The organism is Vibrio sp. J383, assembly GCF_023503985.1.
Classification (GTDB): Bacteria; Pseudomonadota; Gammaproteobacteria; order Enterobacterales; family Vibrionaceae; genus Vibrio; species Vibrio splendidus.
The window spans coordinates 3,337,263-3,351,520 of sequence record NZ_CP097293.1 but is presented as its reverse complement, the minus strand read 5'-3'; the positions used below and the strand labels follow the sequence as shown (position 1 = coordinate 3,351,520).

At 41.7% G+C, this 14,258-nt stretch carries 9 protein-coding genes; 6 read left to right on the top strand and 3 right to left on the bottom strand.

Annotation, left to right across the window (positions count from 1 at the left end; genetic code table 11):
- The first annotated feature begins 221 nt into the window (after positions 1-221).
- The 6 genes from M4S28_RS14940 (at position 222) to M4S28_RS14915 (ending at position 9,389) form a co-directional block, all read left to right on the top strand.
- Positions 222-1,448, top strand: a complete 1,227-nt coding sequence (locus tag M4S28_RS14940; RefSeq protein ID WP_249632038.1) for a ParB N-terminal domain-containing protein — start codon at positions 222-224, stop codon at positions 1,446-1,448.
- 174 nt (positions 1,449-1,622) lie between these two features.
- Positions 1,623-3,140, top strand: a complete 1,518-nt coding sequence (locus M4S28_RS14935) for a type I restriction-modification system subunit M (protein ID WP_249632037.1) — start codon at positions 1,623-1,625, stop codon at positions 3,138-3,140.
- On the top strand, positions 3,130-4,368 hold the full coding sequence (locus M4S28_RS14930; RefSeq protein WP_249632036.1) for a restriction endonuclease subunit S: 1,239 nt from the start codon (positions 3,130-3,132) through the stop codon (positions 4,366-4,368). The genes M4S28_RS14935 and M4S28_RS14930 overlap by 11 nt, the downstream gene beginning before the upstream one ends.
- A 90-nt stretch (positions 4,369-4,458) precedes the next feature.
- Positions 4,459-5,295 (top strand): DUF6933 domain-containing protein, encoded by an 837-nt coding sequence (locus M4S28_RS14925; RefSeq protein ID WP_249632035.1) that lies wholly within the window; start codon positions 4,459-4,461, stop codon positions 5,293-5,295.
- A gap of 42 nt (positions 5,296-5,337) precedes the next feature.
- Entirely contained in the window at positions 5,338-8,613 is a 3,276-nt protein-coding gene (locus M4S28_RS14920; protein WP_249632034.1) for a type I restriction endonuclease subunit R, read from the top strand.
- Entirely contained in the window at positions 8,613-9,389 is a 777-nt protein-coding gene (locus M4S28_RS14915; RefSeq protein ID WP_249632033.1) for a M48 family metallopeptidase, read from the top strand. Before M4S28_RS14920 ends, M4S28_RS14915 begins: the two co-directional genes overlap by 1 nt.
- Before the next feature lie 806 nt (positions 9,390-10,195).
- Here the strand turns inward: M4S28_RS14915 and M4S28_RS14905 are convergent.
- Genes M4S28_RS14905 through M4S28_RS14895 form a run of 3 tightly spaced genes read right to left on the bottom strand, consistent with a single transcriptional unit; the run spans position 10,196 to position 14,257 of the window.
- Positions 10,196-11,686 (bottom strand): site-specific integrase, encoded by a 1,491-nt coding sequence (locus tag M4S28_RS14905; protein ID WP_249632032.1) that lies wholly within the window; start codon positions 11,684-11,686, stop codon positions 10,196-10,198.
- Positions 11,683-12,249: a hypothetical protein gene (locus M4S28_RS14900; protein WP_249632031.1), complete on the bottom strand. Its 567-nt coding sequence runs from the start codon at positions 12,247-12,249 to the stop codon at positions 11,683-11,685. Before M4S28_RS14900 ends, M4S28_RS14905 begins: the two co-directional genes overlap by 4 nt.
- A complete protein-coding gene (locus M4S28_RS14895; RefSeq protein WP_249632030.1) occupies positions 12,239-14,257 on the bottom strand; it encodes a hypothetical protein in 2,019 nt (672 codons plus the stop codon). The genes M4S28_RS14900 and M4S28_RS14895 overlap by 11 nt, the downstream gene beginning before the upstream one ends.
- Between the last annotated feature and the right edge of the window lies 1 nt (position 14,258).

The following is a 14,258-nucleotide window of genomic DNA, read 5'->3' as shown; positions in this document are numbered from 1 at the left end:
TAATGAGTGTTTTTTGTGTTCGCCCTTTCGCAGAGAGCAATATCCCAGTGATTTTGTTATCCGAAAGCTTCAATTTTTTTAATCCAGTTACTCGACTAGCGCAGTCTAAAATAAAAATTAAACTTGATCCGACTTGCTTGTCGGATCAATAATAAGGCTAATGTTAACTCAATTACTGTTCCTAAACATTATATTGCCACACCAGCGCTGAGGATTACCCAATGACAGATAAGTCTCCAGAAAATACACATGAAATATCAGATGAAAACTTAGAGGCATCTATCGTGAACACGTTAGTTGATCGTTTTGGTGACACACAAGAATCAAGCTTTTTGGCCAGTTCGCAACAATTGCTAGAATCTTCCAGTCAGCTACTTTCAAGAGATGTAATATCTGACGTTTTCCAAGGTAAATCTAAATATTATTCTGGGGTTCGAGAGGTTCGTACAGGATTAAAGCATGTTGTTATTTTCATTAGTCCTGAGTTAGCCCGAGACATGCTCGAATACTCTCGTCGAGGGATAATAAATCCAAAGAATAAGAACAGGACTATCAGTAAAAATAAGGTCAAAAACTACAGTAAAGCGATGAAGGATAGAAAGTGGTGCCTGACAGGAGAGCCAATCATCATTTCTAGTGACGGAGAAATTCTTAATGGGCACCACCGCCTTGAAGCGGCCTGCGATGCGCAAGTCGGATTTATTGCTCCAGTTACTTACGGTGTTACCGATGACTTGTCCTTTGCCCATATTGATGTGGGTAACACCCGTTCTCGCGCCCAAGTATTGGCGATGTCCGGTGTAAAAGTTAACCCTAGCGTACTTTCTCGTATTGCAATGCTCGCAAAGGCATTCGAGTTGACGAAGAATCCGTTTGCGTTTCGTGGGACTCAGGGGACGTCTTTTCCGCCGCCTGAAATCTTAGACTTTGTAGAAAAGAATAGTGAACTTGCACTGTCCGTTAGCTTTGTTAGCGAGGTTGTCAAAAGATACAGGCTTGAGAGCCAAGCCTCTGAGCCGATTTATGCGTTTGCACATTACCTAATTAAAAAGAAACTCACGGAAGTTCAAATTGAAGAGTTACCACTATCACCAGAGACTTACCTTACTGGAGTTATTTCATCACTGGGTTTAGAGTCCGAAGACGATGTCGAATATCAGGTGAGGAACTACTTACAGTCACTTGTGCATGAATCGACGAGTTACTCCTTACTTTGCAAGTTATCAGCCATATTTAAAGGTTGGAACATGCACTTAGGTATCCCTGTTGCGGGCAATAAAATCGCGGTAAGACGAGTTGCTAGGTACAAGAAAGATGAAGATGGTAATAACATCCCTCTTCCTGCCGCAGGAAACATAAACGAACCCTTTACAATCCCATGCGTGCCAAAAGGAACGGTTCCCAAAAGTATTCAAAAACAAAGTAATGTGAAAATAGTCAGCAATTAAACATATAGGATAGGAGCAAGCTTGATTTTTGCTCCTCCATTTCTTTTTCCCTAAATGATCAGGATTTCATATCAAATAATACGATGTGAACCATCACTTTCATCAAGTCTTTTCGCTTGGCTTAATGGTAGAATCTCAGCATTAAAGTAAGTAACTCTACTAACTGGGAAAATCATGCCACACACTAAAATCAATCAAGATGACATTAACAAAGCCGTCTGGGCAGCCTGCGATACTTTCCGAGGCACCGTAGACCCATCCATCTACAAAGACTTCATCCTGACTATGCTGTTCTTGAAATACATTTCTGATGTGCATCAAGATAAAGTTGACGAGCTGGCTAAAGAGTATGGTGACGAGCCTGAATTGATTACAGCAATGATGGAAACTCAGTCTTTTAAGATCCCAACAGGTTCAACGTTCTGGGATCTGTATGAAGCTCGCCATGAGGCAGGTAACGGCTCTCGAATTGACCAAGCACTGCACGCGATTGAAGAAGCGAACGGTACTAAGCTTAAGAACGTGTTCCAAGACATCAGTTTTAACACTGACAAGCTCGGTGACGAAAAGCAGAAAAACGACATCCTACGCCATCTACTAGAAGACTTTGGTAAAGAGACGCTTAACCTTCGCCCAAGCCGCGTTGGTACATTAGATGTTATTGGCAACGCTTACGAATACCTAATTAAATATTTCGCTGCGGGTAGCGGTAAATCGGCGGGTGAGTTCTATACCCCACCAGAAGTTTCCGATCTTCTTTCTATCATCCTAGAGCCGCAACAAGGCGATACGATTTGCGACCCTGCGTGTGGTTCCGGCTCACTACTAATGAAGTGTGGTAAACAAGTTCAAAACAACTTTGCAGGCTCTAAGCAGTACGCACTGTTCGGCCAAGAAGCGATTGGCTCTACTTGGTCATTAGCGAAGATGAACATGTTCCTACACGGTGAAGATAACCACCGCATTGAATGGGGCGATACTATTCGTAACCCTAAGCTTCAGGATAAAGAAGGCGGTCTGCTGCACTTTGATGTGGTTACGGCAAACCCTCCGTTTTCGCTAGATAAATGGGGATTTGAAGATGCTAGTAACGATCACTTTGGTCGCTTCCGCCGTGGCGTACCGCCAAAGACCAAAGGTGACTATGCGTTTATCTCACACATGATTGAGACGCTTAAACCACAAACAGGCCGAATGGGTGTGGTGGTGCCTCATGGTGTACTATTCCGTGCATCAAGCGAAGGTAAAATTCGTAAGCAATTGATTGATGAAAACCTGCTAGATACTGTCATTGGTCTCCCTGAAAAGCTGTTCTTTGGGACAGGTATTCCTGCCGCGATTCTTCTGTTTAAAAAACAAAAAGACGATAACAAGGTACTGTTTATTGATGCCTCTCGTGAGTTCAAATCAGGCAAGAACCAGAATGTATTAACGGCTGAGAATATTCAAAAGATTGTCGATACCTACAAGGCGCGTGAAACCACCGACAAATACTCATACCTTGCAACGCTCGAAGAGATTGCTGAGAACGATTACAACCTCAATATTCCTCGCTATGTCGATACCTTTGAGGAAGAAGAAGAGATTGATTTGGTTGCGGTACGCACTGAACGGTTGGCTCTGCAAAATGAGCTAGCTGAGCTAGAAGTAGAAATGGCAGGTTACCTAGAGGAGTTGGGTTATGGTGCCTAATGTCGAAAACTGGGAGCTAAAATTATTTAAAAACATTCTAAAACTTGATAGAGGTAGTTCTCCTAGACCAATTGTTAACTTTATGACAGACGCTGATGATGGTGTTAACTGGATCAAAATTGGAGACACAAAAAAAGGCGAGCTCTACATAAACTCAACTAAAGAAAGAATCACACCTGAAGGTGCTAAAAAGTCTAGAAAGGTATCTAAAGGTGAGGTAATTGTTTCTAACTCAATGAGTTATGGTCAACCATATATTTTGAATATTGACGGTTATATTCATGATGGTTGGTTTGTTCTTCGTAACTACGAGCAGCACTTTGAAAAGAATTTTTTACTTCAAATTCTGGGTTCAGAATTAATCCAAAGACAGTACAAAAGGCTTGCTGCAGGCGGAGTTGTTAGTAACATCAGTAGTGATCTTGTTTACGCGGTAAAAGTTGGACTCCCCCCACTTCCAGAACAACGCAAAATCGCCAAAATCCTCTCAACTTGGGACAAAGCGATTGCCACCACAGAAAAGCTGATTGAAACCAGTAAACAGCAGAAAAAAGCCCTGATGCAGCAGCTTTTGACGGGTAAAAAGCGTTTGCTTAATCCTGAAACTGGTAAGGCGTTTGAGGGGGAGTGGAAAGAGGTTAAGTTAAAGCAGCTTGGTAAATGTATTACTGGTCTAACTTATTCTCCAAGTGATGTGGTTGATGAAGGTACTTTGGTACTTCGTTCTTCCAATATCCAAGGTGGAAAATTATCCTTTTTAGATAATGTCTATGTCTCATCACATATTAAAGAAGAGTCTAAAACTAGAATTGGTGACATCTTAATCTGTGTGCGGAACGGTAGCCGTAACCTGATAGGTAAAAGTGCTTACATTACCGATAAAGCCAGTGGTCAAGCCCATGGTGCGTTTATGACGATGTTCCGTGGGAAATACGCTGAATTTGTATTCCAGTTGTTTCAATCACCATTATTTTATCGTCAGGTGAATAAAAACTTGGGAGCAACAATTAACTCAATAAACACGAGTGATTTACACAAGTTTAAGTTTGATTTACCAAAAGATAAAAATGAAATAGAAAGAATAGCCTTAGTCCTTACTGCTTCTGACAAAGATATCGAAACGCTTCAAGCCAAGCTTGCTCATTTTAAGCAAGAGAAAAAGGCACTGATGCAGCAGTTGTTGACGGGTAAACGTCGTGTGAAAGTTGATGATATGGAAGTCGCATAGTACATCGCTTATTGTTACAAATACTCACTTTAGGAATGTGTGATGCAGTGCATCACACATTGTTGCTACCGTCAAAGCTAGGTATACCAAATGTTAGTATTTAACTGTACCAAGGCCGCTGCGGACTTTTTTACCGTGAAACGCAATGGCAAAAAAGTCTCTCCACTAGAAGCCTCGCCGACGGACACTGTCAGTGGTTCAGACCACGTAAATGCGTTCAGCACCCAACCACTTATTAGTGCTTGGCTAGTTCATGCGATAAACGTCCAACGAAAGAAAGTGCTGATCGCCATGCATGTTGAAACTCGCTATTCCATGGTGTTTGTTGGCATTCAAAAGGGCGATTGGGCAGAGTTCACCAATCAACTACTTGAGAGACTTTTTAACAACATGCAGTTCTTTGGTGAAGAGTTTGAACTGTGCGATGAAGAGAGCTTTGAGGAGATGTTCAATGAATTCATCAAGCTTCATCCTAAGCCTATCCTTTGCCAACGTGGTGATCGCAGCGTACAGAGCCACATTAATGATGTCGCTTGGCAGTTTGAAGACCGAGTTTACCAAGTTGGCTCTCTACCTGATGGGCATGAAGAGTCGGCGAGTTTTGATGAGTGGATCAATGGCTTGATTCGCTCGACTAAACAGAAGAAAGAGCACTTTCACCCTGATGAAGAGATGTTTATTGATTGGATGCAGACTTATAGCGAGTTAGGCGACAATGAGGATAAGCTGATACGTCAGTTATTTGGGTCTCTGCGCCGACAGATGATGCACGCAGAAATGGTTAAGCGCGGAATTCCAGATGACGGCTACTTTGACGAAATGAATGCTGAACTTAACCAAGCGGTCAATGAATACTACGAAGAGATTGCCACTATTCCAAATAACGTCATCGACTTCAATCAAGCTAAGAAACGCAAACAACATTAAAAATCATAAAAATAAAAACGAATCGATAAATAAAGGACAACCATGTCAGGTAACGTACCCAACTTCCGTGAAGAGCAAAGCGCCAAAATCCCAGCATTAACCTTGCTGACCAACCTTGGCTATCAATTTATTTCACCGAGTGAGTGCGTGATAAAGCGTGGCAACCTTTCTAACGTCATTTTACCTGATGTATTGCGTGATGTGCTCAAACACAAAACCTACTCATTCATGGGGAAAGATCACCAATTATCAGAAGCGGCTATCGACAAAATTGTCCACGAGTTAGCTAACCCAGCTATGAATGAAGGGTTGAAAACGGCGAATGAAAAACTCTATAACGCACTCACTTACGGCATCGGCGTGACCGAGTTTGTTGATGGTAAGAAAACCAGCCCAACCATCAATGTAATTGACTGGCAAACGCCTAACAATAACCAGTTTCACTTCACCGAAGAGCTTGTCGTTGAAAATGCTCATGGTACTGCCAACCGAATTCCAGACATTGTTTGCTTTGTAAATGGCCTGCCTTGGGTCGTGATTGAAGCCAAACGTCCTGATTCGTCCCACGGAGGTAAGCCGACCGTCGCTGAGGGTATTTCTCAAAATATTCGCAATCAGAAGGTCGATGAGATCCCTCATCTGTTTGCTTATAGCCAACTATTACTGTCGGTTAATGGTCACGAGGGCTTATACGGAACGTGTGGTACGCCAAGTAAGTTCTGGGCAAAGTGGAAAGAAGAAGAGATCACCGAAGCCACTTTTGAGCGCTTAAAGAACAAACCTCTTGAGCAAAACAGCCTAGATAGAATCTTTGGTCATCGCCCAGCTAAAGTACGTGATGAATACCTATCTTTAGTCGCTGGCGGTGAGTTAGTGGTGACAGACCAAGACCGCTTATTGGTTTCACTACTGCGTCATGACCGACTACTGGAAATGACTCAGCTATTCACCCTGTTTGATAAAAAAGCGGGCAAGATTGTTGCCCGTTATCAACAAGTATTCGGCATCAAAGCCTTGATTGAACGTGTGACCTCTTTTGATGAGAAAGGCGCACGTAATGGCGGTGTGATATGGCATACCACAGGTTCAGGTAAGTCGTTTACCATGGTGTTTTTATCGAAGGCACTCATATGGATTAAAGAACTGGCTAAATGTCGAGTAGTGGTCGTAACCGACCGTGTTGATTTAGAAGACCAACTAGCGAGTACCTTTGCCTCTGGTGGTGCGTTATCAGAAAAAGATCGTAAAGCCTCGATGGCAACAACAGGGCGACGTCTTGCTGAACAAATTGGTAAAGGTAATGAGCGTATTATCTTCTCCATCATCAATAAATTTGGTACAGCGATTGAGTTGGAAGAGTGCTATAACGACAGCCCAGATATGATTGTGCTAGTTGATGAAGGCCACCGTAGCCAAAACGGTGAGAACAATATTCGTATGCAGCAAGCTCTACCGAAAGCCGCTTATATCGGTTTTACAGGTACACCGCTGCTACAAGACGACAAGACTGAAAATAAGTTTGGTAAGATCATCCATTCCTACACAATGCAGCAAGCTGTGGAAGACAAAACAGTCACGCCACTCTTGTATGAAGAGCGTGTACCAGATCTGAGCACCAACGATAAAGCGTTAGATGCGTGGTTTGATCGAATCACCGATAAGCTCACCGAAAAACAGCGCACCGACTTGAAAAGGAAGTTTGCTCAGAAAGGTCAGATCTATCAAACCGAGGGGCGAATCGAGCTTATTGCTCATGATATTTCGGATCATTTCCAAAACTTTAAGCGTCAGGGCTTAAAAGGTCAGCTTGCTTGTGACTCTAAAGCCTCTGCAATCCAATATAAGAAGCTTCTCGATAAAATAGGTAAGGTAATCTCGGTTGTTGCTATGTCTCCGCCTGATACGCGTGAGGGGCACGATACAGTTGATGGTGAAAGCACGGACATCGTTCAGAATTGGTGGAAAGAGAATGTCCTCAGCTCTGATTTTGGTCAAGATGAAAAAGCTTACACTAAACATATTATCGAAGAGTTCGGTAAGGATGATGGCCCAGACATCATGATCGTGGTTGATAAGCTACTCACAGGGTTTGATGAGCCAAAGAACACCGTGCTTTACATCGATAAGCCACTGAAGCAACACAATCTGATCCAAGCCATTGCTCGGGTAAACCGCCTGCATCAGAAGAAAGAGTTCGGTTACCTCATCGACTACCGTGGCATTTTAAAAGAGTTGGATGCGACCATTGCCGATTATCAAGATCTTGCCGAGCGTACCCAAGGTGGTTTTGATATTGAAGACTTAAAAGGTCTTTATAATCGCATGGATACGGAATACAAAAAACTACCCGGTTTATACAGTGAGCTGTGGGCGATTTTTGCTGAAGTACCCAACAAACAAGATGGCCCAGCACTACGCCAAGTGCTCGCTCCGAAAATTGATACCATTGATGGGCAACTTACCGATACCAACCAGAAAAAACGTGATGACTTCTACTCTACGCTCACTGCTTTTTCAAATTGTTTAAAAGTGGCACTGCAATCAGCAACTTACTTTGAAGATAAAAGCTTTGACGATAAACGAGACCTCTATAAGAAAACGCTCAAGTCCATGGCTGAATTACGTAAGCAAGTTCGTGAAGATGCCGAAGAGACTATTGATTATGATGAGTACGCTGAAAATATCCGTACCATGTTGGATAAGCATATTGCAGGTGTTGAAATTGAAGAGTCGAAAGGTGCTTATCTAGTTGGGAATATGGGTAAGGATATTAAGCCTGAGCAACTCACCGACGATGAAGCTCGCAACCAAAAAGATAAGATCACTGGTCGTGTCACTAAAATGATCGAACAAGACCTTGCCGATGACCCGTATGCCCAAGAATACTTCTCGAAACTGCTTAGGCAAGCAATTCAACAAGCAAAAGAGATGTTCGATGCACCTGTAAAGCAATATCTGCTATTTGCTGATTTTGAAGAGCAGGTAAAAGAACGCGATGTGAAAGGCATGCCGACGGATCGTTTCGCAGAACTTGATCCAAAAATCAAACGGCATGTTCAAGCATTCTATGGCCTGTTTCCTCATCATTTAGGGGGTAATGTTTTGCCAGAAGACGAGTGCTTTAACTATGCATTACAAATCGATGAAATCGTTACTGCCGCAGTTGCTGAGTTTTCCATTAATCCTCAAGAAATAGAGAATCAGATCCGACGTAAGTTAATCCCTGTTTTATTCAAAGCGATAGGCATGGATAAAACCCAAGCCATCATTACTGATGTCATCAAAATTACCCGCCTTGGCGTGTCAGGGCACCATTAATGACGTCGGTAAGCTCCAGTGAAGGTAACAAAGAAGAATACAGCTTCGTCTATGGCGACGAAGCTTTGTGTTACGAAGTCGTCCGCAAACCTCATTTAGACGGTAAGAAACGTAAAATCACCATCAAGGTTCATCCTAATTGTGAGGTGGTCATTACTGCTCCAAAAGATGCAGAGCGTAACGACATTCACCAAGCTGTGATGAAGCGTGCCTCATGGATTTACGATGCGTTGAAAGAGTTTCGTAGCCATCTGGAATACGTCCAACCTAAACATTACGTCAGCGGTGAAATGCAGTTCTACCTTGGTCGTCGTTACGTATTGAAGATCGTGGAAGATGCCGAAGCACTACCAACTGTAAAAATGACTCGCGGCAAGTTGCTGGTCACATTAACTCGTTTCAATGAAGATAAAACAGCCATGGTTCGAGCATTCGTGCGTAATTGGTACAAGGTACGTGCAGAACGTATTTTCCATGAGCGTTTATCTGAATTACTTCCGCAAGCCAATTGGGTTGATGGTATCCCAAGCTTTCGTGTTCTTCCCATGAGTAAACAATGGGGAAGCTGCTCGGCTAAAGGAAACTTGATGCTGAACCCACACCTCATTAAAGCGCCTAAAGAGTGCATTGACTACGTTATTCTGCACGAGCTTTGTCACATCGCCGAGCACAACCACAGTGAGAAGTTCTGGCGCTTACTAACCAGTGTTATGCCGAACTGGAAAGAAGTAAAAAACCGTTTAGATGGGATGGCAGAGTTGTATTTGAATGAGTAGCTTTCGTTGACCACTACACTTATGAATAATAGGAGGTTGTTAACAAGCAACTAGGGAGTGGTCACAATACCTCGATACACCAACCCTTGGTTGCGAGTTGCATTAAATACTAATGTCACCTCTCTCTACTGCACTACAAAACCCCACCCAATCCTGTATGTAGATATAAACAGGATGACTGACTGTTCTACCTCGCATATACCTATCTAGTGCCGCCAAAACGTCAACAGGCAGCGTACTAGGATCAACTACTGGGTATGGTGTCCCGTTCAATCTAAATTCTTCTAGGTTTGGCAGTATCTTTTTCATAATCTAAAACCCTAATTTTGGCTCTTATGTGATTAATTAATTGACTCTGAGTTAGAGTGTCATTAAGCAATTACTTTAACCGAAAAATGTCAGAACGTCATTGTTCTTTATTTGCACTAATCTAGTTTTAAGTGTTTATAATCAATACCTTATATATTAAGTGTGGTTGTGTGAAGTTCGGTTTTTATGCTATACATACCGTAATGAGTGGCATGAGTTGTTATGTCATATTGACGATTGAAGTGGGTAATTGAAAATGGATGGTTCAAGCATAGAACTGACCCTGACTAAAGAACAGTTGGAGATACTCATTAATCTGGTGAAAAACGAAATGAATGGATTTTGTGGCGATGCAGGGTATGAGGAACTGTCCCAGATTAGAGCAAAGTTAGAACAGTGATTAGATACGAGTGAATTTAACGTTTAGGCAAAGAACAATAGAGAACTGAACTATTTACAGGGGCCAGTTTTGCAGGAACAGTGTCGCTTCGTGAACATTAAGACTGACAAAGGCGTCTCATTTCTTGAAGGAACTCAGAGTTTGGATCTTGACCATATCTCTTGCACAGTTTATCAAAATCCTGACTAACTTTTTTCTTTCGTATGGTCAGTCTGTTTTGCAGCACGATCTTGCCATCCTCAATATAGTGCCATAATGATTCTATACAGGCGTGCCCCGTCAATCTTGATATGCGTTTTAATATTACGGAGAGAGACTGACTATCTCTACTTTCTGTTTCTTCGAGCATCTTTACGACGAGATTAGTAATAAACCGATGGCGGAACAAGTGTGGACTGATCTTGTTTTTAGCTAGTTGGCCTACTTTGTTACTATAAGCGGTACTAAAAAGCTTACCATCACCGTCTGATTCTTCATCTGGGCTACTGCCAACATCTTTTGGATTAAAGAACGGCTTCCCATCATATTTTGGAATGATGAATCCACAAGCGTGCCGCCTTATCGTTGCTCTTTTCTGTTCATTTAGGTCTATCATATCTAGGACGAAATCATCGTAAAAATCTATGATGTCCTCAGCTAATACCCTACCAATTGGAACCAGTCGTGGAAGTCCTGCATTTACTGTTGATTTATTGGTGATTACCAGAAGCCAAACAATCTCACTAGATTCATCCATGAACTTTAGAATGACATCTAAAAGTTCTTGTATTTCGGAGGCTGTTAAATATTTTTGGATGACAGCGTCAGGTGATTTTAAAAGGTCACTGAGCGTTTTATTATTGCCATTGAGTTGCTGTCGTAACAAGTCCAATGTTGACATTCCCATTCGTACTAACTCTCCCGCTCGAATACCTGTAGCTTCTAAAATATCTGTCGCGAGACGCAGAACTTCACTATTATAATAAGCCTGTGGGGAATTAATTTTTGAGTGCTTCTTTATGATTTCTTCGGCTTCAATTATTGCTTCGGTAGTGATAGGAGAGCGAGGTGTGTACTTTTGTTCGGGCAAGAATGTTTGATGCCTGAAATATGTAGTCCCCGGTTTTTTTGGGTTAACTCGCTCTTCAACCTCAACTCCAGCTATAGGGATGTCATCCCCCTTGATTTTGATTATTGGGTTACCTTCTGCGGTTTCAGCCTCATATTCTTCTTGAATATAGAATAAAACATTTATAAGTGTTTTTAGACGATCGTTGATGCCTTTGTTATTCAGTGTCGTGTTGGTTTTAAGCCAGCTTCTGAATTCAATAAACATAGAGTCACTTGCTCCTGAGAATTGAAAAATCTTGTTTTGAGGTGAGACGCTAGACATAAATTTAGCTATATCATTAAGATATGTTACGTAACTCTTTAGCGTAGAGTCAGCAAGACTTGTTCGTTGTTGAGCCGCAAAGTAATCCGTTAAAGGCCAACATATTTGGCCATTTTCATAGCGAAATACGGCGGAGAATGGGCGGTGGAAGGGGATATCCATGTTTCCGTAGATGATCGTCGGTGAATCAAACCTAGAATTACTTTTCTTACTCATTTTATCACCTTCATATTTACTCGTTGCCTTGTAAGGCTTTGTTGGTTGTGTGACCGAACAATACTGTCAATATCAGGATCAAGTGGTAGCTTACTTTTAACTGTTCTAAGCAAATTTTTGTAAGCGCTTCTGAGAGATGCCAACTCACTATTCAGTTTTTTCACCTTGAGTTTCTCCTCTTCTAGCTCTTCCGATTTAGTTAGATTCTTCTGAGCCGGGAAGTTGACGGTCGTGCTTTCTGCTAAAGGTGTTAGTAGCTTAATTTTAACTTCTTCACGTCGTAATTGAATCCTTTCGAGTTTCCCGTGGCTTTTTACAGTGTTCCTTGTTATAGGTTTAAATTCACTCAGGCCACAGCCGAAATTTATACCTTCAATAACCCCAGAGAAGCTGAGTAATGCTTTATCTGATTCCATAGCTTTTAAAATTTCATCAGTAATTTCAATGTTATGGTTGTCTCTGGAAATAGCTTCCATTAGTTTAAAACGGAGTTCAATTTGAACCGCACTTTTTTGTTTACCAATACTACTTTGATGGTTGCTTGACATCTGGTTATTTGGCATTGCTTGCGTCCTCCTCATAGTTAGAACCGAGGATCACTAGTTCACCTGATACTTTTTTGATGACTCGATAGCCTTTTGTTATTAGCTCTTGGATGCGCCTTTCAAGTCGTCTTTCATCTCTAGCGACCGCAACTCCCATTGTGCTATCCCCGAAGAGGTTGCTTAATTCTTTAACAACATCTTTATCATCATCCATACTAGAAATGGTTGAAGCAATCACACTTGCAGCTTCACTAGAGGTCATCTCTGCATTTGTTAGATTTTGTGTGACGTAATGCATCGTCTGCTGAGTGTCAGCATGTCCCATTAGCCAAGTTAAGGCTGGGAGGTGTTGTTTGTCTTGAGTGTGGTAGTAAGCACAAGCAAAGAACCTACGTAGCATGTGCATGCGATTGAGATACCAACGACTTTCAACTCCATTTGCCACCACTGTTGGAATTTCCATAAAATCAGCGAATTGAAGAAGTCTTCTAATTAAAGTATCTCGACTCATCTCAGTATTATCGAAGCGTTCTAGTTTTGCTCCGAGAATAAGTTCTTTCTGAAATAAGCTAGCGGACGAAGCATCAGGTTCTTTTAGTAGTAAGCTGTTAATTCTAACCAAGTTGTCGAAGGCATCTGCAACAACTCGCGGAACAGGCCTCCCTGTCGCACGAAGAACTTCAAGTGGATCTGCTTTTGATAAGCCGAACTTAATATTGTTGACCCCTGTGTAACCAATGGTATTGGCTGCTTGTTTAACCGGAATTACATCTTGAAATCGCTTACAGGAAAACGTAGCCAATAAAATGAAAACAGCGGATTGAAAAATCTCAAGAAGGATTTCTAAAGATACGGTATCTCGCTTTTCTTGTATGCTAGACCTAGGGGGGATGATGTTATATCGGTTGACGTCATATTTTATAGTAGTGCTGTTGCGTGGGACTGTTATGCACTTCATAACATGGTCTTTGCGGGGTTTTTTTCTTGTTTCAACTTCGTGATCTATTTGTTTTCGACAGTCTTCAAGTGCGCTCACAATATTATCCCCATGTTCATGGACAAATCCAACGGCAGAGTCAATGTACGCAAGAGCTATATCAGTAGGGATATTCGGCGTTCGTCTTGATTCATAATACGAATCTGCGTAATCTTTTGAGGTTGCTGTGAAAGCCTTAAAGTAAGCCAACTCTGAATTTTTTAGGGCAATTTGATAATCACTAAGGGTGTTCAGAGCCGAAATCAATGTACCTAAAGCTGTATCAGAAATTTTTGATGGGATGACAGTCCCCTCTTTACCTCTAGAATTTTCCTGTCGAGTTTGCTTTAGTGGTGTTGCATTATTGAATTCAGTTTTGTTACCAGACACGCTTTTTACATGTTCCTTGAACGTAACATACTTCTTCAACTTATCTTTCGACAAATCAGAAAGGTAGTCTGTGACATCTGAACCAATACCTGTGACCGAGTTAAATGCAGCATTATTAAACGCGCCACTTGAATCTAGGATGCAATCTAATTTATTGATCTGTTTTAGGTTTTTAATTGCATCTTCAATAATCACTAGGTGGCCGGATACAGCATCCCTTCCTCCTTCAATATAGAGTTTCACTATGTCATCAAAGATCGTTTCTGATAAGGTTCCGAACCCTTTTTTACCCTCAAAGTGACCATGGTTCACTAGGTATTGAGCAAATGAAATTAGTACCCTAGCCAATGTATATTGAGTTTTTGATCTTGTTGTCATTTTGCCTTTTAGGTTGGCTAAATGGCCTGATCTTTTTAGAAACACAACTTTCTTAATAGTATTAAGTAGCGATGTATACTTCGTATCAGTCAGGAACTCCCCATTGGTCAATCGTGCTCGGAAATTCAATGGCGTTTTACAGTGTTTTAATTGCCAGATGTTATCGCTGAATTCACTGTCTAGCCAGTTGGCGCGCCACTTAGATAGATCATCTAGATCAATATTGAATTCTTCAGTTTCAAGGGCTGGAGCCAGAGCTAGATTGCCGATAAATAATTGCATC

Coding starts and splice junctions, on each gene's coding strand:
- M4S28_RS14935 (WP_249632037.1), top strand. CDS start 1,623: ATGCCACACACTAAAATCAATCAAGATGACATTAACAAAGCCGTCTGG.
- M4S28_RS14940 (WP_249632038.1), top strand. CDS start 222: ATGACAGATAAGTCTCCAGAAAATACACATGAAATATCAGATGAAAAC.
- M4S28_RS14920 (WP_249632034.1), top strand. CDS start 5,338: ATGTCAGGTAACGTACCCAACTTCCGTGAAGAGCAAAGCGCCAAAATC.
- M4S28_RS14905 (WP_249632032.1), bottom strand. CDS start 11,686: ATGAGTAAGAAAAGTAATTCTAGGTTTGATTCACCGACGATCATCTAC.
- M4S28_RS14930 (WP_249632036.1), top strand. CDS start 3,130: ATGGTGCCTAATGTCGAAAACTGGGAGCTAAAATTATTTAAAAACATT.
- M4S28_RS14915 (WP_249632033.1), top strand. CDS start 8,613: ATGACGTCGGTAAGCTCCAGTGAAGGTAACAAAGAAGAATACAGCTTC.
- M4S28_RS14925 (WP_249632035.1), top strand. CDS start 4,459: ATGTTAGTATTTAACTGTACCAAGGCCGCTGCGGACTTTTTTACCGTG.
- M4S28_RS14895 (WP_249632030.1), bottom strand. CDS start 14,257: ATGCAATTATTTATCGGCAATCTAGCTCTGGCTCCAGCCCTTGAAACT.
- M4S28_RS14900 (WP_249632031.1), bottom strand. CDS start 12,249: ATGCCAAATAACCAGATGTCAAGCAACCATCAAAGTAGTATTGGTAAA.